This window comes from Bradyrhizobium sp. USDA 4473, assembly GCF_054063335.1.
On record NZ_JBSSGE010000001.1, the window covers coordinates 2,142,148 to 2,162,954 of the forward strand.

The following is a 20,807-nucleotide window of genomic DNA, read 5'->3' on the forward strand; positions in this document are numbered from 1 at the left end:
TTCATTGATGAGGCAGAGCAATGCGCAGCCGCGTCAGAAAATTTGCCCATGTCCTGGAGCGCTTCGGCCTTGCCCTGGCGGGAGCTGCGAGCGGTCTGTTCGTCGCCATCCATGTCGGATCGAGCGTATCGGCGCTGACCTCGCAGGCGTTCCTGCTGATCATGATGCTCGGCGGCGCGATCGGCTTCTATCTCGGCATCGATACGCCGCCAAAGCTGTTCCATCCGAAGGATGCCGCATCGACGCGGAAGATCGACGCGGCGGAGCTGCTCGGCGCGATCGGCACGTTCCTGGCGACGATGGTCGCGTTCTTTTCGGTCGGCGTCGTCGTGCTGCGCAGCGAACCGGATATCGGCTGGACCGCAGCCATCATGGCCGGCTGGGTGCTCGGCGTCGCCATGCAGATCGTCGCCGGCACCATCGCGCGGGCGCGCGCGTAGCTAGTCGCCGCGCGATACGCCGAGTCCGGCAAGGTGCGTGTCGACGAACTGCGCAAGGCGCTCGCGCAGCTGCTCCGGCGGCACTGCGACCATGCGCTCCTCGAGGCCCAGCGAGATGATGCCGTGGACCGCTGAGAACATCATCCGCGACAGCAGCGCGACGTCGTCGGGATCGCGATCGGGCAATAGCCGCACCAGTGGCGCATGCATCAGCGCAAATGCCTCCATCACCATCGTCAGGATATCTTCCGGAAACGGCCGGTCGTCCTCCATCCGGTGCTCGAACAGCGAACGCAGCAGGTTGGCGTGCTCGGTGGCGAAGCCGAGATAGGCGTCGGCGAGCCCGTGTAGCTGGCGCAGCGGATCGTCGGTTGGGACCGCCTTGAGCCGCGCGGTCAGGGCCTGAACGGTTTCCCGGTTCACGGTCAGGATCAGGCCATCGAAGTCGCCGAACTCGTTATAGACGCTGCCGATGGAGCAGCCGGCGGCTTCGGCAACGTCACGAACCTTCAATGATCTCAGACCTTTAGTCGAGATGACCCGGCGCGCGATCTCGATCAGCAGAGTGCGCCGCTGAAGTTTTTTTCGGTCTCGTCGCGATTCTTCTTGAACAACGTTCATTTTCTAGCTACAAATTTGAGCGTTGCTCAAGTTGGCATAGGAGGCCACTCACATGCAGACCCTAGCACTTCAACTGACCACCACCCTTATCGATGACGCGATCGAGCTCGTGAAGGGCCTTGGCCGCGGCATCCTCGCCCTGGCGATGGCGCCGATCGAGCGGATCGCCCGTGCCTGCGACGTCGCAGGCGTCCTGGAGCAGCGGCGCGCCGATCGGCGCGCGCCGCGCCCGGCGATGGTCACCGGTGGTCGTTGCAAGCAGCGCAGCTGCCGCTGGTCGCCGTTCCGCGGCTTGAGTGAACTGACCTGAAGGGTTCGGGCCGCAATTGTCGCCGAAACCTCAACAAAGCACTCACCATGTCCCTCGCGAGTCCGTTTCGCCGTCGACCGGCCACAACCCTGGATAAGGTCTCGTACATTTCTGCCGGGCATTGTCCCGGCGTTCCGGTGCGGCCGATCCGCCCCGATTCGAACCGATACGTTGCGGAACAGACTAAAGGCTGCGGCATCTCCGTCATTTTCACCACGCTCAGCATTCTCTGCCACCCGAATTCGCAGACCTGCCAGCGCCCTGCGCGCTAACCCAAGGAACCGGTCATGATCAAGGAATTGATGACGTCCCGCCGCTTCGCGCCGCTGTTCTGGTCGCAGTTCTGCTCGGCATTGAACGACAACGTGCTGAAGAACGCGCTGGTCATCATGCTGCTGTATGGGGTCGCCAACGAGCAGGGACCGGCGCTGGTGCAGCTCGCGGGCGCGGTGTTCATCTTCCCGTTCTTCGTGCTGTCGGCGCTCGGTGGCGAGCTCGCCGACCGCTATGTCAAATCCATCGTCGCGCGCCGCCTGAAATTCTTCGAGATCTTCGCCGCCGCCTTTGCCGCGGCCGGCTTTTTCACGCATTCAATCCCGCTGCTGTTCATCGCGCTGGTGCTGTTCGGCACCGTCGCCGCGCTGTTCGGCCCGGTGAAATATGCCGTACTGCCCGACCAGCTGTCGGTGTCCGAACTCGCCACTGGCAACGCGCTGGTCGAGGGCGCCACCTTCATGGCGATCCTGATCGGCACCATCGCGGGTGGCCTGTTCGTCGCGGGCGCCAGCCACATGGGCTGGATCTGCGCCGCCGTTGTGGGCCTGTCGATCTTGTCCTGGGGATTTGCCTCGCGCATCCCGGTCACGCAGCCGTCCGCGCCTGATCTGCCGATCACCAGGAATCCCTGGACCTCGACCGTGCGGCTGTTGAAGTCGCTCTATGCCGAGCCGCGGCTGTGGGACGGCATGGTGATCGTGTCGTGGTTCTGGATGGTCGGCGCGATCGTGCTGTCGCTGCTGCCCGCTCTGATCAAGGAAGGCGTCGGCGGCACCGAGGGCGTGGTCACGCTGTGCCTCGCCGTGTTCGCGATCGGCATTGCCGCCGGCTCGCTGTTCGCCGCCCAGCTGAGCCATGTCCGCCCGAATATCGCGCTGGTGCCGATCGGTGCCATCGTGATGGGCGTGATCGGCCTCGACCTCGCACTTGCGATCGCCACCACGTCGCTCGGCAAGGACGTCACCGCGGCCGCGTTCGCGACCTCGCTCGGTGGCTTCCGCATGCTGGCCGACTTCTTCCTGTTCGCCATCGGCGGCGGCCTGTTCGTGGTGCCGGCGTTTGCCGCCGTGCAGGCCTGGACCGCGCCGTCCGAGCGCGCCCGCATCATCGCCGCCGGCAACATCCTGCAGGCCGGCTTCATGGTCGCCGGCGCGGTGTTCGTCGGCGCCCTGCAAGCCGTCGGACTGCCGATCGCCTGGATCTTCTTCGGCCTCGGCATCGCGAGCTTCGGCAGCGTCTGGTTCGTGCTGAACAAGTGGGGCAAGGAGGGCGTGCGCGATTTCGGCGCGCTGCTGTTCCGCGCGATGTTCCGGCTCGAGGTGCGCGGCATGGAGAACCTGCCGCCTGCAGGCACCCGGATGCTGATCGCGCCCAACCATGTCAGCCTGGTCGATGGCCCGCTGCTGCACGCCACCTTGCCGATCGACGCGAGCTTCGCGGTCGACACCGGGATTGCCAAGGCGTGGTGGGCCAAGCCGTTCCTGAAGATGATCAAGCACTACACGATGGATCCGTCGAAGCCGCTGGCCGCGCGCGACCTGATCAAGCTGGTTGCCGCCGGTGAGCCGGTGGTGATCTTCCCGGAGGGCCGCATCACGGTTTCGGGCTCGCTGATGAAGGTCTATGACGGCACCGCGATGATCGCCGACAAGGCTGACGCGGTCGTCGTCCCGGTCCGTATCGAGGGCGCGCAGCGCTCGCATCTCAGCTATCTCAAGAACGGCGAGATCAAGCGCTCCTGGTTTCCCAAGGTGACGATCTCGATCCTGCCGCCGGTCAAGCTGCCGGTCGACCAGTCGCTGAAAGGCAAGGCGCGCCGCAACGCCGCCGGCGCCGCACTTCAGGACGTCATGATCGACGCCATGGTGCAGAACGCGATGCTCGACCAGACGCTGTTCGAGGGCCTCGGCCACGCCTATCGCGACCGCGACACCGGCAAGCCGATCATTGAAGACGCGCTCGGCACCAAGCTGACCTATCGCAAGCTGATCCTCGGCGCGCAGGTCTTGAGCCGCAAGCTCGAGCAGGGGACTTCAGTGGGCGAGAATGTCGGCGTTCTGCTGCCGAACTCGGCCGGCGTCGCCGTCGTGTTCATGGCGCTGCAGACCATCGGCCGGGTGCCCGCGATGCTCAACTTCTCGGCCGGCCCGGTCAACGTGCTGGCCGCGATGAAGGCGGCGCAGGTGAAGACCGTGCTGACCTCGCAGGCCTTCATCGAGAAGGGCAAGCTCGACAAGTTGATCGCGGCGATGGCCGGCCAGGCCCGCGTGATCTATCTCGAAGACGTGCGCGGCGGCATCAGCCTCACCGACAAGATCGCGGGCTTCCGCGCCGGCATCGCGCCCCGCGTCGCCCGCAATGCCAGCGATCCCGCGGTCATCCTGTTCACCTCGGGTTCGGAAGGCACGCCGAAGGGCGTCGTGCTGTCCCACCGCAACATCCTCGCCAACGCGGCGCAGGCGCTGGCGCGGGTCGATGCCAACGCCAACGACAAGGTGTTCAACGTCCTGCCGGTGTTCCACTCGTTTGGTCTCACGGGCGGCATGATGATGCCGATCCTCGGCGGCATCCCGATCTTCATGTATCCGTCGCCGCTGCATTACCGGATCGTGCCCGAGCTGATCTACCAGACCGGCGCCACCATCCTGTTCGGCACCGACACCTTCCTCACCGGCTACGCCCGCTCGGCGCATGCCTATGATTTCCGCACGCTGCGGCTGGTGATCGCCGGCGCGGAAGCGGTGAAGGAGCGCACGCGGCAGATCTACATGGAGCGCTACGGCATCCGCATCCTCGAGGGCTACGGCGTCACCGAGACCGCACCGGTGCTGGCGATGAACACGCCGATGGCCAACCGCCAGGGCACCGTCGGCCGGATTTCGCCCTTGATGCAGTACCGCCTCGATCCGGTTCCCGGCATCGCGGAGGGCGGCCGGCTGTCGGTGAAGGGCCCGAACGTGATGATCGGCTATCTCCGCGCCGAGAATCCCGGCGTGCTGGAGCCGCTGCCCGAGGGCTGGCACGACACCGGCGACATCGTCACGGTCGACGCGCAGGGCTTCATCGCGATCAAGGGCCGCGCCAAGCGCTTCGCCAAGATCGCCGGCGAGATGGTTTCGCTGTCGGCGGTCGAGGCGATGGCGACCGCGCTGTGGCCGCAGGCGATGTCGGTCGCGGTCACGCTGCCCGATCAGCGCAAGGGCGAGCGCATCGTGCTGCTCACCACGCAAAAGGACGCCGACCGATCCGCGATGCAGCGCCAGGCCAAGAGCACCGGTGCCTCCGAGCTCGCGGTGCCGGCCGACATCCGCGTCGTCGACAAGGTGCCGCTGCTCGGCACCGGCAAGACCGACTATGTCGGCGCCACTGCTTTGGCCAAGGAACTTGCGGCCGCTGCGCCCGTGCCGGCGCCGCAGGCGGATGAGACGACCGACGCGGCCGAGGCCGAGCCGGAGGCGCGTCAGCAACACGTCGCTTGAGCCTTCGGCCTGAGTTTTGGCTTGAGCCTCGGCATGATGGTTGTGCTTTCCGGGCGCATGTTGTCAGATGGACGGCAACTGCTCCCGAGAAAGCACAGCCATGGTTCTTCCCCTCGACCCCGTCATCGAACAAATCATCCCGCTGCTGCCGCTGCGCGATCCCGCGACCATGACGCCGCAGAGCTGCCGCGAGCAGCTGCGCGCGCTGGCCGAGGCGCGCAAGGCGGTGCCGCCGCCGCCGGTCGATGTTTTCAGGGATATCGAAGTGCAGGGCGCCGCCGGCAAGCTCGGCGCGCGGCTCTATCGGAACGGCAGCGGCACCGCGCCGACCGTGATCTTCTTCCACGGCGGCGGCTGGGTCGCCGGCGATCTCGAGACCCATGACCGGCAGGCCCGCAACCTCGTGATCGAGACCGGCGCGGTCGTGATCTCGGTCGATTACCGCCGCCCGCCGGAGACGCGCTTTCCCGGCGCATTCGAGGATGCGTTCGCCGCGATCCGCGACGTGATCGCGCGGCTCAGTGAGTTCGGCGGCGATCTCGCCCGCATCGGCGTCGCCGGCGATTCCGCGGGCGGCAACCTCGCCGCGACCACGGCGCTGGCGTGCCGCGACGCCGGCATCAGGCTCGCCGGGCAATTGCTGGTCTATCCCGTCACCGACGTGGTCGGCCACTATGCCGACGCGGGCGAGAACGCCAAATTCCCGTCGCGCGATGAGAATGCGGAAGGCTACTTCCTGACCCGCGCGACGATGCAATGGTTCGCGGGGCATTACCTCGCGGACAAGGCCGATGCCGCCGACTGGCGCGTCTCGCCGCTGCGCGCGACGAGCTTCGCCGGCGTGGCGCCGGCGGTGGTCACCACCGCCTGGTTCGACCCGCTGCGCGACGAGGGCCACGCCTATGCCAGGGCGTTGCAGGCGGCCGGGGTGCCGGTCGCGTATCACACCGGCGAGGGGCTCATTCACGGCTATTTCGGCCTCGGCGACGCGTCGGACGCCGCCCGCGCCGAGGCGCAGCGGGCGCGGGCGGATTTCAGGGTGTTGTTGGAGCGGGGGGTGTAACTCCCGCCCCGCGGAGGGGGCCGATACCAAAACAGCGAAAACAACCCCATGCAAAGGAGCCCGGCGGTAGCCGGGGACCTTCGACCAGGCGGCTTGACGCGTCGGGCAACTCAAGGGTACATTTCCAATATTCCGAAATCTGGAATGCGTGTGTGCGCGCCCCAAGGGCGAGTCATTTCGCCGTTGTTGACGGCAAGTCTAACCTCCGTCGTCCCGGCGAAGGCCGGGACCCATAACCACAAATGAATGTTTGGCGCGATGCTGGGGCCGCAGCCCGCTGCAACAACGGGCTGCGGTGGCAATGGGTCCCGGCCTTCGCGGGGACGACGATGTGGATGGGGCGCGTCCGACAACTTGCCCCTCAACACATCCCTCTCAACCCCCTCAATCATTCCCGATCGTCTCGCCGAACAGCTGCCAGGTTTCGCCGTTGAATTTCTGCAGCCGCATCGCTTCCACCGGGAAATAGTCGGTCGGCGAGGTCTTCACCTTGATGCCGGGCAGGAACATCGGCAGCGCGATGTCGAGGTTGGCGGCCTGCTTCATGATGTTCTCATGGGTGAGGTCGTCGCCGCATTGCTTGAGCACCTGCACGGTGGCCTCCGCCACCACATAGCCGTAGACGATCAGCTGGTCCTGCAGATTGCCGTCCGGGAAATATTTCTTCATGAAGTCCTGCCAGGCGATCACGTCCGGATCGTCTTTCCACTGCGGATCGTTCGGATCCTTCAGCGAATAGGACGAGATGATGTCCCTGGAGTAGTCGAAGCCGGCCGGCTTCAGCACCGAGGAGACCGAGGTCGAGGTCGCCGCGAGGAAGAACAGGTCCGGCTTCCAGCCGATCTCGCCGATCTTCTTGATCGCCTGCGCCGCTTGCTTCGGGATCGCGTGCATGAACAGCACGTTGGCGCCGGAGGCCTTCAGCTTCACGATCTGGCTGTCGACCGTCGGATCGGTCGATTCATAGGTCGTCTCCGCCACCACCATCTTCGCGGTGTTCTCCGGGCCCAGCCCCTTCTTGAAGCCGTTGCCGTAATCCTTGCCGGCGTCGTCGTTCTGGTAGAACAGCGCGATCTTCGCGTCCGGCTTTTGCGTCAGCACATATTTGGCGTAGACCGCGGTCTCGGCCTGGTACGACGGCTGGAAGCCGATCGACCACGGATAATGCGCATAGTCGCCCCACAGCGTGGCGCCGGCGCCGACGAACAGCTGCGGCACCTTCTTGTCGTTGAGATATTTGCGCACGGCAAGCCCGGTCGGCGTGCCCAGCGGATTGAGGATCGCGGCGACCTCCTCCTGCTCCACCAGCTTGCGGGTCTGCTCCACCGTCTTCGGCGGCGAGTAGCCGTCGTCGAGCGTGATCAGGTTGATCTTGCGCCCGTTCACGCCGCCCTGGTCGTTGATCATCCTGAAGTAGGCTCCTTGCGTCTTCGCGATCACGCTGTAGGCCGACGCCGCGCCCGAGAAGGGCGAGGTCTGCCCGAGCTTGATCTCGGTGTCGCTGGCGCCGGTGCCGTACTTCTTCTCGGCGGCATGCAGCTGCGTTGCGAGCGCAAGCGCTGCCGCTGCCGTGATGGCCTTCCAGATCATCGTGAGCCTCCCTGTGCGTTTTTTGTTGTTCGCGCGGGCTAAGCTTACGCGAGGCCAGGGGAGGCAGGCTTGCGGCGAGACGCCAAGGCAGGGATGCGAAAATGCGGCGGGCGGCAAAACTACCGCTGTCGTCCCTGCGAAAGCAGGGACCCATAACCACTAATATTTGCCGTTAGATGGAATGTTGTCCCAGCCTTCTAACCAATTACCAGCCGGGGTAATGGGTCCCGGCCCCCGTGCGCAATTGCGCACTCGGCCGGGACGACAATGATGAGATAGCGGCGCCCTCAGCGATACCGCACGCTGCCGGTGGTCACCGGATCGGTCGGCAGCACAGTGGCGCCGGCGCGGCTGGCGGCGGCGGAGGTGATCATCCCGGGCTCACCCGTTCGCACGTTCCTGGGCGGGTGAAATTCGAGGACGACGAGGGCGGCCGTTGCGAGCACCGCCACGGCGGCGGTTGCGATCGCGGGCACCAGTCTTCCGCGCGGATCGGCTGCGCGAACTTGCATTGATCAATTCCTTTATCGGGGTCGCTTTGGACGTGACATAAGAACGGCCAGGCTTCTTCCCAAGAGTGCGGCGCACAGGCCTCACAATCAGTTGTACCCGCCGTGATGTCCCTCGCGGCTTTTCGAGACGATGCGGCGTCGGCCACAAGCGAATCGGAAACGCGTCGGGCGCGCTTGTTTGCACACTAACATCCGGAAGAGATCATGGCGTTTTGCATGCGCCTCATGCGCTCGTGATGATGCGAGTGATGTTGTGATTAGCCCGCGCGCGACAAGCTGCTTTTGCCTTTATTTATAGGGTTTCTACCTTGGTTAAGACGCGCGCGTTAAGCGTTTCTTCACGCACGAACAATTCATCGGCAGAGATTCGCGCTGTGGCGAGCGATGACATCGCTGTCATTGGCGGCAGCTGTCAGCGAGCTCGCTGCAGCCTCCGGGGACGTGGTATTGCGAGGCGCGAAGCGACGAAGAAATACATCTCTCCTTATGGGACGCGATGGATGATTTTACTTCACGCGCAATCGCGCAAAGAAGAATTCACCTCGCTGTTCTCCGCGGCGAGACTGGACTTGCTTATCGCCGCCTTCGCAAGACGCTTGCGCGCCCCGCGCGAAACACCTGTCACCAGGGCGTCAGGGCCACACGGTTTCACCGTCCGCGATCTGCCACGCTCGTCTCACGCACTCCTCGCCTCCATCGCATGCCGCACCCAACGTCCGTGAAGATCGCGATACGCGCTCTCAGAGGAGGCGGGACGCGCTGCTTGGACGCTGAGTGCGGGAAATACAAGACCGCTCGGGCTGTATCGAACTGAAACTAATAAACAAACTAGATTTTTGAAGCGTAAGATTTGAAGCGTAAGAAACGGGTGATCGATCCGCCAGTGCAACCGCACTCTCATTTGAGTCGGCCCTTGTATCCTGGTAAGCTCTTGCCAAGCAGCAGTTTGAGCTGGTGGGCTTGCCCTGTCACCCAAGTCCCCGGGAGAAACAACCCAGTCTGCCCTCAATCCTGCGTCGCGGACAACCGATGGAATTGACACGAGGGGATTGATCTCAGCGCCGGAGTGGAGAGCATTGTACGAAAAATATGAAGGAGACGAACTCTTCGAGGGATCACCATCGTGAGCATGAAGATCACTAATTACGAGGATGTCTAGGTTAGATGGCATCGTAGTTGAAAATCAGGACTTCGGATTAGCGTGTAATATCGTCGTCGGCTTCGCGGTATCTTTGCGAACTGCTCGTAAAATTCAGAAGGCGATTTGCGACAGTCCTGATAGAATCGGACAACGTTTTCGTTGATGTCGTTTAGATGCGCGACACTTGGTCTTAGCCGAAAGAAGAATGCGGCTGAGCCGGCAAATGGCTCAATGTACGCGTTGAAGTGCTTAGGAAAGTATCGCTTCAGATGCTCGTACTGCCGCTTCTTGCTTCCCGCCCAGCGAAGCAGAGGGAGTAGTTCAACGCTGCTTTCGGGATGTTGGCTCGAGATTTTTTGCAAAGACGTCTCAATGGGGCTGAACAGAATATCATAGAATCTATGAAATGACGCTCGCTAGCAAGTAGACCTCCAGACTACCCCCAATTGTATTTGGATTTCGGCGCATCTCAAAACAAAAACGGCCGGGTCATCGACCCGGCCGTTCAAAACTCTTCCCGCGAATTCCGCTCTCGCAGTCTCGCTCAGCTCGCCTTCTTCACCGGGGCCGGCTTGCCGACCTTCTTCTCGATCGCGCGCTTCAGCTCGAGGGCGCGGGGCGAGAGCACGTCGGCCTTGGCCTTGAGCAGGTAGGCATCGAGGCCGCCATTGTGGTCGACGCTCTTCAGCGCATTGGTCGAGACGCGCAGGCGCACGTTGCGGCCGAGCGCATCCGAGATGAAGGTCACGTTGGCCAGGTTCGGCAGGAAGCGCCGCTTGGTCTTGATGTTGGAGTGGCTCACCTTGTGGCCCGTCTGGGGGCCCTTGGCCGTCAGTTCGCAGCGCCGGGACATCTTACAAAATCCTTATTGCATCCCCGCCGCTCTGCCAGGCGTGCAATCGCACGGCCCGCGCGGGGGTTTTGAATTCGCGTCCATTTTCCAGGAACCGCGGGTGTATAGAGGCGGATCACCCGAGCGTCAAGATTATATCGCCGCATGGCGGTATCCGGGAATGCCGGTTCATAAGCCGTTCCAGCCACTTAACGGCTGAAATGGCAACCATATAAAGGGCGTATTCGGCTGCAAGTCTTGGTTCCATAAGAGACGCGCATGTTGTCCGGCCGATGTGCTTTGAGAAATGGACAACGGACCAAGCGCCGATAGCAGGACCGTCAGGTAGGTTAAGTGACGACCGCCATTGCCATTTTGCCCCCGCTCGGCCGGCTCCTCGGCCTGTGCGCCGGTGCCCTTTTGCTGTTTTGTGCCGAGCGCGCCAGCGCGCAGGGTCGGCTCGACGCGCAGTATGAGGCGACGCTTGCCGGTATCCCGGTCGGCAAGGGCTCCTGGACCATCGAAATCGGCGACGACACCTTCTCCGCCACCGCCCAGGGCGGCACCGCGGGGCTTCTGAAGGCATTTTCCGGCGGCAGCGGCTCGGGCGCCTCGCAGGGCCGGGTCGTCAACGGGACGCTGGCGGCCTCGTCCTACACCGCGACCACCACCACCTCGAAGAAATCCGAGACGATCCGGATGGTGCTTGCGGGTGGCGGCATCAAGGAATCCACGATCGAGCCGGAGCCGCCAGTTGATGCCGACCGCCTGCCGGTGACCGAGGCGCAGAAGAAGAACGTGTTCGATCCGATGACCGGCGCGTTCCTGCGCGCGCCCGGCAACGCCGAATTGATGAGCCCGGATGTCTGCCGCACCGGCGCCGGCGTGTTCGACGGCCGCATGCGCTACGACCTCAAGCTCGATTTCAAGCGGGTCGAGATCGTCAAGGCCGAACGCGGCTATCACGGTCCGGCGCTGGTCTGCGCGCTCTATTTCGTGCCGATCTCGGGCTACATCCCGGATCGCCCCGTGATCAAATACCTCGCCGCCCAGCGCAACATCGAAATCGCCTTCGTGCCGATCGCCGGCACCCGCCTGCTGGTGCCGTTCCGCATGACGATCCCGACCCCGCTCGGCCAGGCCATGCTGGAAGCGACCTCGTTCGTCACCACAGCCGCGCCGCCGCGCGTGGCGAAGACGCAGTAGCCTGCTTTTTGTAGCCCGGATGGAGCGAAGCGAAATCCGGGGTCTTTCGCCGCGGACGCAGAGTCCCGGATTGCGCTTTGCTCCATCCGGGCTACGCAGCGCACGGCGTGCAACAAACGTCACCGGAATCCAGTTGACTGAATCTAGTTGACTCTTGCCCGCTTCTGATTCGACTCGGTCGCCTCTGGAATTTAAGGAATTCAGTCCGCATATCCCCTGCTTGTGGAGCCCGTTCAAACTTGATCTAGTGCCGCCGCCGTGGGGTCTACCCGAGATGTTGCGGTGAACGTTTCAGGCCCGGAACGGAGTCAGCGATTCGGCCGCGATTCGTTCTCAAGTCGTTCCGAAGCTTAAGGGCGGCGCAGCAAGCGTCGCATTGTGAGACAGATTTTGCGAAACACTCTGCCGGTGCGAAACACACTGCCAAACCGTCACCCTGAGAGGATGTGAAGCTTTGTCCTCATCCACCGTTGTCGTCGCCCGGCTTGCCGCCTTCGCTAAAGCTTCGGCGCGCCAGGGAGTCATGGCCTCGTCGAAGCCTTGGCGAAGACGGGACCGGGCGACCCAGTACGCCGCGGCCTATCGGCTCAAGCACGACCGTCTCTGGAATACTGGATCACCCGCATGCGCGGGTGATGACACCGAGCAAGCCAAGGCGTCACGAGCTCCCGGGATGACGGATTGAGCGTTTCGCCAACACTTCAAGAAACACCTGACTTCAAGAAACACCTGCAAAAAATGGTTTTCTCAACTTCGTTCGGAAATGACCGCGTGCCCGGTGCGGGTGTCACTGCGGTGCTGGGGCCGACCAACACCGGCAAGACGCATCTGGCGATCGAGCGCATGCTGGCGCATTCGTCGGGCCTGATCGGGCTGCCGCTGCGGCTCTTGGCGCGCGAGGTCTACAACAAGATCGTCGATCGCGCCGGCGTCGACAACGTCGCGCTGATCACCGGCGAGGAGAAGATCAAGCCGAAGGCGCCGCGCTTCTGGGTCTCGACCGTGGAAGCGATGCCGCGCGATCTCGACGTCTCGTTTCTTGCGGTCGACGAGATCCAGATCGCGGCCGATCTCGAGCGCGGGCATGTCTTCACCGATCGCATCCTCAACCGCCGCGGCCGCGACGAGACGCTGCTGCTGGGCGCTGCGACGATGCGGCCGATGATCGAGCGGCTGCTGCCGGGCGCCTCGATTATCACGCGGCCCAGATTGTCGCAGCTCGAATTCGCCGGCGACCGCAAGATCACGCGGCAGCCGCGCCGCACCGCGATCGTCGCGTTCTCGGCCGATGAAGTCTACGCGATCGCCGAGTTGATCCGCCGCCAGCACGGCGGCGCGGCCGTGGTGCTGGGCTCGCTTAGCCCACGCACGCGCAATGCGCAGGTCGCGATGTTCCAGAACGGCGATGTCGATTATCTCGTCGCGACCGACGCGGTCGGCATGGGGCTCAATCTCGACGTCGATCACGTCGCCTTCGCCTCCGACCGCAAATATGACGGCTATCAATTCCGCCGCCTGACGCCGGCCGAGTTCGCGCAGATCGCCGGCCGCGCCGGGCGCGCCACGCGCAACGGCACATTTGGGACGACGGGACGCTGCGCGCCGTTCGAGCCGGAGCTCGTCAACGCGCTGCAGAACCACACCTTCGACAGCGTCAAGATGCTGCAATGGCGCAACGCCAGGCTGGATTTCTCCTCGCTCGGCGCGTTGCAGGTGTCGCTGGCGCTGACGCCTAATCATGAGGCACTGACGCGGGCCCCGGTGGCCGAGGATCTGCGGGTGCTCGAACATGTCGCACGCGACGCCGAGGTGCGCGAATGGGCGCATGGGCCCAAGGCGGTGGAGCGGCTGTGGGAGGCCTGCCAGGTTCCGGACTACCGAAAGCTGTCGCCGGCGGCCCATGCCGAACTCGTGACCACGCTGTATGGCTTCCTGATGCAAAAGGGGCGTATCCCTGACGCATGGTTTGCCGCCCAGGTCGACCAGGCCAACCGGACCGACGGCGATATCGACACGCTATCGGGCCGGATCGCGCAAATCAGGACCTGGACCTTTGTTGCCAACCGGCCCGACTGGCTCTACGACCCGGACCACTGGCAGGGGATCACGCGCGACCTCGAAAATAAATTATCCGATGCGCTGCATGAACGGCTCACGGAGCGTTTCGTTGACAGGCGGACCAGTGTATTGATGCGCCGCCTGCGGGAGAACTCAGTTTTGAATACGGAAATTGGCAAGACCGGTGAAGTGATCGTGGAAGGCCACGTGATTGGCCGGCTCGATGGTTTCACCTTCGCACCCGATGCGGCCGAGGCCGGCAGCGACGCCAAGGCGCTGCAAGCCGCCGCCCAGCAGGTGCTGGCGCGCGAGATCGATGCGCGCGCCGAGAAACTGGGCGCCGCCCCCGACGAGCAGTTCGTGCTGACCTCCGACGGCACCATCCGCTGGACCGGCGATGCGGTGGCGAAGCTGGTCGCCGCCGACGACGCGCTGCATCCGCGCCTGCGCATCATTTCCGACGAGCGGCTGACCGGCGCCTCGCGCGAAGCGGTGCAGACCCGGCTCGACCTCTGGCTCAAGACGCATATCGAAAAGCTGCTCGGCCCGCTGTTCGAACTGTCCAAGGCCGAGGATCTGCAGGGCATCGCCCGCGGCATCGCGTTCCAGCTGGTCGAGGCGCTCGGCGTGCTCGAGCGCAGCAAGATCGCGGCCGAGATGAAGGATCTCGACCAGCCGTCGCGCGCCGCCTTGCGCAAATACGGCGTGCGGTTCGGCGCCTACCACATCTATTTCCCGCAACTCTTGAAGCCCGCGGCGCGCTCGCTGGCCTCGCTGCTGTGGGCCGAGAAGCAAAGCAATGTCGACATGGCGGCGCTGTCGAACGTGCAGCATCTGGCGTCGAGCGGCCGCACCTCGTTCCCGGTCGACAAGACCTTGCCGCGCGACGGCTATCGCGTGCTCGGCTATCGCCAGTGCGGCGAGCGCGCGGTGCGCGTCGACATCCTGGAGCGGCTGGCCGATCTGATCCGGCCGGCGCTGGCCTGGCGCGAGACCTCGCCGGGCGAGAAGCCTGCCGGCGCGTTCGACGGCCGCGGCTTTGTCGTCACCCAGGCGATGACCTCGCTGACGGGATCTGCCGGTGAGGACTTTGCCTCGATCCTGCGCGCGCTCGGCTATCGCATGGACCGCCGTCCGCCGCTGCCGCCGAAGCCGGTCGAGGCTGCGCCGGCCGAGACCACCGAGACGGTCGCCGCCGAGACGCCGCCGGTCGAAGCGACCTCCGACGCCGCCGTGAACGCGCCGGTCGATGCCGCTGCCGAAGTCACCGCCGATGCGGCGGAGGCTGCGGTCGATCATCAGCCGGTGTCCGGCGATCCCGCGCCGTCGGCCGCGTTGCTGCCCGATGTCGGCTTTTGCCGAGGTCGCCGCCAGCGAGGCGACGCCGGTCGTGGTCGAGACCCATCAGGATGCGGCGGCCGAGCGCGCCGCGCCGGTCGATGCGCCCGCCGCAGAGCCCGCCGTTGCTGTCGAAGAACCCGCTGCTGAGGCGCCGGCTGCTGAAGCGGCGGCCGAGCCTGCGCCTGCGGTGGAAGCCGCGGCAGACACGCCGGCAGAAGCTGTTGCCGAAGCGCCTGCGGAGACCGCAAGCGTTGACGCTGCGCCCGCTGAAGCTGGCGCCGCGGCCGCTGCCGCCGCCGCGGAGACGCCGGCCGAGCCGCAGCTGATCGAAGTCTGGCGTCCCGGTGGCCGCTCCGACGAGCGCCGTCCGCATCATCGTGGCCACGATCGCAACCGCGGCCGCCATCAGGGCAAGCCCGCCGAGGGCGCGCAGGCCGCGGAAGGCGGCAGCGAGGGCGAGGCCAAGCGCGAGCAGCATCGTCGTCCACGCCGTCACCAGGATTTCCGCACGCCGCGCCCCGGCGCGCCGGCGGATCCGTCGGCCGCACCCACTGAGGGCGCGCAGGCCCGCGACAACAAAGACGACAAGGGCCCGCGCCGCGAGCGCTTCGAAGGTAAGGGGCGCGATCGCGACAATGAGCGGCGCCGCGACAACAAGTTCGGTGGCGGCGATCGCAAGGGCGAACGCGGCGATCGTGACCGCGGCGGCCGCGATTTCGGCCGTGACAAGGGCGGTCGCGACAAGCGCGAGGGCGGCCCGTCGCATCGGCCTTACGCCTCGAGCGCGCCGCGCGAGCGCGACCGGCCGATCGATCCGAATTCGCCATTCGCAAAGCTCGCTGCGCTGAAAGAGCAGCTCGCCGGCCGGAAGGAATAATCCAGCCAATTGGACAGACAGCGCCTCGACAAATGGCTGTGGCACGCGCGCCTGGTGAAGGCCCGCACCAGCGCGGCTGAACTCGTCGCATCAGGGCATGTCCGCATCAACGGCACGCGCGAGAAATCGCCGGGCCATGCGGTGAAGGCGGGCGATGTCGTCACCGTCGCGCTCGACAACAGCGTCCGCGTGCTGAAGGTGATCGCCTTCGCCGAGCGGCGCGGCGATGCGACTTCAGCGCGGGCGCTGTATGAGGATTTGCAGGCCGGCAATTTGCAAGCCGGTAAGGAGTAGTTATCTAGCGCTTGCTATTCCGATTTGGGCGGGCAGTTACGTGAGAATACTGGCGTTTTTCGGGGGCGGCTTCCCTTGCGGCCCCGGTATTCCTGCGCTACGCAACCCCAGAAAAATCGATCGTTCCGGAGTTTTGGATGACCTACGTCGTCACTGAAGCCTGCATCAAGTGCAAATATACCGACTGCGTCGAGGTCTGCCCCGTCGATTGCTTCTACGAGGGCGAGAACATGCTGGTCATCCATCCCGACGAATGCATCGATTGCGGCGTGTGCGAGCCGGAATGCCCGGCTGACGCCATCAAGCCGGACACCGAGCCGGGGCTGGAGAAGTGGCTCGAGGTCAACCGCGACTACGCCAAGAGCTGGCCGAACATCACCCAGAAGAAGGACTCGCCCGAGGACGCCAAGGAGTGGGAAGGCAAGGAAGGCAAGTTCGAGAAATATTTTTCTCCGAATCCGGGCAGCGGCGACTGATTCGCTGGCGTTCGCGAGCAATCTTCCGGATTACCCCGATAAGGGCGGGCTTTGGCTCGCCGCGGCGCTCCAATTTAACCCTAATGACGGACATATGACCTGAGGATGCCCTGTTATGCCCGGAATCGGGCGTAAACCATTGATTTTTGCGGAAAATGTGCTATATCTGACACATTACAGGCCAAGAACCCCCTGCCATGCGTACCTTGTGGCTTCGAGGTTCCCGCAACATCGAACAGGGGCGTGGCAGTTTCCGCGCGCAGGCTGTGTCACAGAAAACGCGTAAAAAGAGTGCTTCAAAGACGACGAAGAAAGCCGCTGTCGTTGCCCGCAGCGCAACCAAGGGCCGTGCCAAGGCGCCTGTGAAAGGCGCCAAGAAGGCCGCGGCTGCAAAGTCCTCAAAGAACAAAAGAAGCGTGATGCCAGAAAAGACTGCCAAGACTGCCGCGAAAGCGGCAGCTGCGAAGCCCGCTGCTGCGAAGGTCGCCCCCAAAACTGCTGCTGCGCCGAAGCCGGCTGCCCCGAAGGCTGCCGCCCCCGCCGCTGCTCCGAAGGTTGCCGCCAAGCCGGCCGCCGCACCGCGCGTCGAGGAGCCGAAGAAGGTCGTGACCCAGCGTCAGGGCTTCAAGGCCAATGAATTCGTCGTCTATCCCGCTCACGGCGTCGGCCAGATCCTGGCCATCGAGGAGCAGGAGATCGCGGGCGCCAAGCTCGAGCTGTTCGTGATCAACTTCATGAAGGACAAGATGACGCTGCGCGTCCCGACGGCGAAGGTCGCCAATGTCGGCATGCGCAAGCTGTCGGAGCCGGCGCTGGTCAAGAAGGCGCTGGAGACCCTGAAGGGCCGCGCCCGCGTCAAGCGCACCATGTGGTCGCGCCGCGCCCAGGAATACGAAGCGAAGATCAATTCGGGCGACATCGTCGCGATCGCCGAGGTGGTCCGCGACCTCTACCGTTCGGAATCGCAGCCCGAGCAGTCCTACTCCGAACGCCAGCTGTATGAAGCGGCGCTCGACCGGCTGTCGCGCGAGATCGCGGTGGTGCAGCACTCGACCGAGACCGAAGCGATCAAGGAGATCGAAGGCCAGCTCGCCAAGAGCCCGCGCCGCGGCGCCAAGGCGGAAGCCGAGGGTGAAGGCGAGGGCGATGCCGACGGCGAGGATGCCGACAGCGATGGCGACGACACCGCCGTCGAGGACGAAGCCGCCTGAAAGGGTTCGACGGATTGAAACCAAAGCCCGGTCGCAAGACCGGGCTTTTTGTTTTTTGGCAAAATGTCGCCCACCTCATTGCCGGTTTATCCCGAACGGAACGCCGCTACCTTTCGCGCGTTCGCTCGCCATTGGAGGAGAGCGGACCATGGCATCAAAGGCAGTCATTTTCTTCGCGGGCGTCGGAACAACCTTCATCATCCTCGGTGCCGGATTCGGTGGTGGGCTGCTGATGGCAAATTCGGCGCTCAAGGATCCCGCCGGTCCCCAGACGCGCGTCTCTTCGCCGGCGGCCGCGGAACCAGCACGCGTGGTGCTGCCATCGACGGCAGAAGCCGCGCCCGCACCGCAGCCAGCGAGCCAGCGCGAGGCCGCCGCTGCAGAAGCCGCCGCGCCACCCCCGCCGTCGCAGGTGCAGCCAGAGCCGGTGAAGGACGTCCAGGCGCCCGTCGAGAAGCAGGCGGATGCGGCTGAGGCGAGGAAGCCTGCAGCGGAAGAACGGGAGCGGCGCAAGCGGTATGCTGAACGCAAGGCGAAGCGTATCGCGTCCGAGCAGGCGAGACGTCAGCAGCGGCGCATCGAGCAAGGCGGCCAACGCCGTGAAGCTCCGGTGCTCCTGGAACAGGTAGACCGCCGTGACGTACCGATCATGGCATCTGAAGATGATGATTCCCCGCCCCGTCCGTTCGCGAAATTCTTCGGGAATGACTGAGCGCGTCACTTGGTGAAGGAATGGAGGAACAGTCCGGAATTAAGGAACGTTGATGGTGATGACTGACGAAACCTCCATTGCTTTCGCGACGAGCCCTGAGCAACGCATCGAGCAGGCGTCAGAGGCGATCCGTCAGATGGCTGAGCACAGCGTATTTGAACCTTTGCCGCAACGAGACCGGTGGCTGCATCACCTGGGCGAGGCGACCAAGGCCGCCCCACTTCAATCACTTGCCGTTGCATTCCTGCTAGGGGTCTTTCTGGCCCGCCGGTAGCGTCTCGGTGACACTGACTGCTCTCCTGCTGCGGCACTTGTACTCAAGACGAGCGCTGCGTCGCCATACGGTAGCGGAGCAAACGGCCACGGCGCTCGACGCTACGTAAACGATTCCGACCAGCATCGTCCTGCGGATGTATCCCGGTGCTCGCGGAGGAAGTAGGGCCGTCGCCCTTCGAGGCTCGCCGAAGGGGCGAGCACCGCAGGGTGACGGTGAGAAGCTTCCGCCTATGGCTACTTCACCCGCTGCTTCTCGAGCTTTCGCGCCAATGTCCGGCGATGCATGCCGAGGCGGCGGGCGGCTTCGGAGATGTTGAAGTCGGTTTCGATCAGGGTCTGGTGGATGCGCTCCCATTCGAGCGTCTTGATCGAGGTCGGCCGCGCACCGACCTCGATGGCGGCGTTGCCGGCGGCTTTCTGGAATGCGGCCTCGATGTCGTCGGTGTTCGACGGCTTTGCGAGGTAGTGGCAGGCGCCGAGCTTGATCGCCTCGACCGCGGTGGCGATGCTGGCAAATCCGGTCAGCACCACGATCAGCATCTCCGGGTCATGCGCATGCAGCGCTTCGACGCAGGCAAGACCCGAGGCGCCGCCGGCGAGCTTGAGGTCGACGACGGCATAGCCGGGCGATTGCTGCTCGAGTAGCTCACGGACCTCGTCGAGCGAGGCGGATACGGCGACGCCGTAGCCGCGGCGCTCGAACGAGCGCTTCAGGGTCCGGGCAAAGCCTGAATCGTCCTCGACGATCAGAAGCTGGCGTTCATGCGTCAAGGTGGTCTCCGATCGCAAGCATCGAGAGCGGCAGCTCGAGCCTGACTGTGGCGCCGATGTCCGGCCGGTTGCGCGCCGCCACCACGCCGCCGAGCTTGCGCACCACGTTGACGACCAGGAACAGGCCGAGGCCGCTGCCGGGGCTGCCCTTGGTCGATTGATACGGCTTGCCGATATGTGAAAGCACCTCGCGCGAGAAGCCCGGACCGCGATCGTTCACCGACAGCACAAGCGTATCGGCATTGCGCTCGGCCATCAGCTCGATCCAGTCGCGCGAAACCTCGGCGGCATTGTCGAGCACGTTGAAGATCGCCTGCTTGAGCGCGATGTCGGACACGATCGCAAGATCGGTGCCGAACGCGTTGCGGAAATACAGCGTGGCCGACGGCCGTGTCGTCCGCCACTCCTCGACCAGCGTGCTCAGGAATGCCGCGACGGTGGTCGGCGAGGAGCCTTCGCCGCGGGCTTCGCCGGCTGAGAGCAGGATGCCGGTCACGATCGACTTGCAGCGCTGCACCGAGATCTCCATCTCGCCGAGGTCCTGCGACAGTTCGGGGTCGGAGGCGAGCGCAGGCATCCGGCGCCAGTCGCCCAGGATGACCGAGAGCGAGGCGAGCGGCGTGCCGAGTTCATGCGCGGCGCCGGAAGCCAACAGGCCGATCCGGACGATATGATCCTGCTCGGTGGCATGCTGGCGCATCGCCGCGAGGCGCAGGTCGCGGTCGCGCAGATTGCGGTTGATCCGGGTCATGAACACCACGAGCAGCACGGCGTCGAGCACGAGGCCGATGAAGGTGCCGGCGATGTACAGGTTGAAGGCGTCAGCGAAGCCCTGCTGCGGCAGCTCCAGCGGCCGGTAGTAGCTGGTCAGCCAGGCGAAGTTCATGCAGACCAGCGCCACCAGCGACCAGGTCGAGGGCGCATCGAGCAGCACCGCGCCGAGCGTCACCTGCAGCAGATAGAGTGAGGTGAAGGGATTGGTCGCGCCGCCGCTGAGATAGAGCAGGGCGGTCAGCGCCGCGACGTCGAGCGCCAGCGCGACCAAAAGCTCGCGGTTGTTGATGTCGGCGCGGTAGCGCAGCCACAGCAGGCTGACGACATTGAGCGCGACGAGCCCGGAGATCACGGCGGCGAGCGGCAGCAGCGGCAGCGCGATGCCCATCCAGAACTGGACGAAGCCGATGGTGGCGATCTGGCCAATCACGGCGATCCAGCGCAGCTGGACCAGCAGGGCCATGTTCTTGCGGTTGGTGGCGATGTCGGCGGGGCTTGCGAGATCGAACGGGATGCCGGTGGCCGCGCCTGCGGCAGACGGCATCAC

17 protein-coding genes and 1 pseudogene are annotated in these 20,807 nt (G+C 64.6%); 11 read left to right on the plus strand and 7 right to left on the minus strand.

Features of this window, described 5'->3' with window-relative positions; all coding sequences use genetic code 11:
• Positions 1–20: 20 nt before the first annotated feature.
• Positions 21–440 (plus strand): hypothetical protein, encoded by a 420-nt coding sequence (locus ACVW17_RS10005; RefSeq protein ID WP_456751727.1) that lies wholly within the window; start codon positions 21–23, stop codon positions 438–440.
• On the opposite strand, the gene ACVW17_RS10010 is transcribed toward ACVW17_RS10005, so the two are convergent.
• Positions 441–1,061, minus strand: a complete 621-nt coding sequence (locus ACVW17_RS10010; RefSeq protein ID WP_456751728.1) for a TetR/AcrR family transcriptional regulator — start codon at positions 1,059–1,061, stop codon at positions 441–443. It lies immediately after the preceding gene.
• Between the two features lie 52 nt (positions 1,062–1,113).
• On the opposite strand from ACVW17_RS10010, the gene ACVW17_RS10015 reads away from it, so the two are divergent.
• The 3 genes from ACVW17_RS10015 (at position 1,114) to ACVW17_RS10025 (ending at position 6,189) form a co-directional block, all read left to right on the plus strand.
• Positions 1,114–1,371, plus strand: coding sequence for a hypothetical protein (locus ACVW17_RS10015; RefSeq protein WP_456751729.1), 258 nt, complete (start codon positions 1,114–1,116; stop codon positions 1,369–1,371).
• 287 nt (positions 1,372–1,658) lie between these two features.
• Positions 1,659–5,126 (plus strand): acyl-[ACP]--phospholipid O-acyltransferase, encoded by a 3,468-nt coding sequence (locus ACVW17_RS10020; protein WP_456751730.1) that lies wholly within the window; start codon positions 1,659–1,661, stop codon positions 5,124–5,126.
• Between the two features lie 100 nt (positions 5,127–5,226).
• Complete coding sequence (locus ACVW17_RS10025; RefSeq protein ID WP_456751731.1) at positions 5,227–6,189, plus strand: alpha/beta hydrolase; 963 nt, start codon at positions 5,227–5,229, stop codon at positions 6,187–6,189.
• A gap of 384 nt (positions 6,190–6,573) precedes the next feature.
• Here ACVW17_RS10025 and ACVW17_RS10030 read toward each other — a convergent pair whose 3' ends face one another.
• From ACVW17_RS10030 to rpmB, 4 genes are all read right to left on the minus strand, one after another.
• Entirely contained in the window at positions 6,574–7,779 is a 1,206-nt protein-coding gene (locus tag ACVW17_RS10030) for an ABC transporter substrate-binding protein (protein WP_456797078.1), read from the minus strand.
• Positions 7,780–8,066: 287 nt separating this feature from the next.
• On the minus strand, positions 8,067–8,291 hold the full coding sequence (locus ACVW17_RS10035) for a hypothetical protein (protein ID WP_456751733.1): 225 nt from the start codon (positions 8,289–8,291) through the stop codon (positions 8,067–8,069).
• Between the two features lie 1,155 nt (positions 8,292–9,446).
• Complete coding sequence (locus ACVW17_RS10040; protein ID WP_456797079.1) at positions 9,447–9,794, minus strand: DNA adenine methylase; 348 nt, start codon at positions 9,792–9,794, stop codon at positions 9,447–9,449.
• A gap of 182 nt (positions 9,795–9,976) precedes the next feature.
• Positions 9,977–10,285 (minus strand): 50S ribosomal protein L28, encoded by a 309-nt coding sequence (rpmB, locus tag ACVW17_RS10045; protein ID WP_050423898.1) that lies wholly within the window; start codon positions 10,283–10,285, stop codon positions 9,977–9,979.
• Between the two features lie 354 nt (positions 10,286–10,639).
• Between rpmB and ACVW17_RS10050 the strand changes: the two genes are divergently transcribed.
• The 7 genes and pseudogenes from ACVW17_RS10050 to ACVW17_RS10080 all read left to right on the plus strand — a co-directional run bounded on the left by ACVW17_RS10050 (position 10,640) and on the right by ACVW17_RS10080 (position 18,713).
• Positions 10,640–11,470: a DUF3108 domain-containing protein gene (locus tag ACVW17_RS10050; RefSeq protein ID WP_456756389.1), complete on the plus strand. Its 831-nt coding sequence runs from the start codon at positions 10,640–10,642 to the stop codon at positions 11,468–11,470.
• A 738-nt stretch (positions 11,471–12,208) separates the two neighbouring features.
• A pseudogene (locus ACVW17_RS10055) lies at positions 12,209–15,746 on the plus strand (helicase-related protein).
• A gap of 9 nt (positions 15,747–15,755) precedes the next feature.
• The gene (locus ACVW17_RS10060) at positions 15,756–16,040 is read left to right on the plus strand and encodes an RNA-binding S4 domain-containing protein (protein WP_456797080.1); all 285 of its coding nucleotides are present in this window, start codon (positions 15,756–15,758) and stop codon (positions 16,038–16,040) included.
• A gap of 137 nt (positions 16,041–16,177) precedes the next feature.
• Positions 16,178–16,516, plus strand: a complete 339-nt coding sequence (fdxA, locus tag ACVW17_RS10065; protein ID WP_016844914.1) for a ferredoxin FdxA — start codon at positions 16,178–16,180, stop codon at positions 16,514–16,516.
• Between the two features lie 197 nt (positions 16,517–16,713).
• A complete protein-coding gene (locus tag ACVW17_RS10070) occupies positions 16,714–17,727 on the plus strand; it encodes a CarD family transcriptional regulator (protein WP_456751738.1) in 1,014 nt (337 codons plus the stop codon).
• Between the two features lie 148 nt (positions 17,728–17,875).
• Positions 17,876–18,439: a hypothetical protein gene (locus tag ACVW17_RS10075; protein ID WP_456751739.1), complete on the plus strand. Its 564-nt coding sequence runs from the start codon at positions 17,876–17,878 to the stop codon at positions 18,437–18,439.
• A gap of 58 nt (positions 18,440–18,497) precedes the next feature.
• The gene (locus tag ACVW17_RS10080; RefSeq protein ID WP_456797081.1) at positions 18,498–18,713 is read left to right on the plus strand and encodes a hypothetical protein; all 216 of its coding nucleotides are present in this window, start codon (positions 18,498–18,500) and stop codon (positions 18,711–18,713) included.
• A 236-nt stretch (positions 18,714–18,949) separates the two neighbouring features.
• Here the strand turns inward: ACVW17_RS10080 and ACVW17_RS10085 are convergent, their stop codons facing one another.
• Positions 18,950–19,486 (minus strand): response regulator transcription factor, encoded by a 537-nt coding sequence (locus ACVW17_RS10085; protein WP_456751741.1) that lies wholly within the window; start codon positions 19,484–19,486, stop codon positions 18,950–18,952.
• Positions 19,476–20,804, minus strand: coding sequence for an ATP-binding protein (locus ACVW17_RS10090; RefSeq protein WP_456751742.1), 1,329 nt, complete (start codon positions 20,802–20,804; stop codon positions 19,476–19,478). The genes ACVW17_RS10085 and ACVW17_RS10090 overlap by 11 nt, the downstream gene beginning before the upstream one ends.
• Positions 20,805–20,807: the final 3 nt, after the last annotated feature.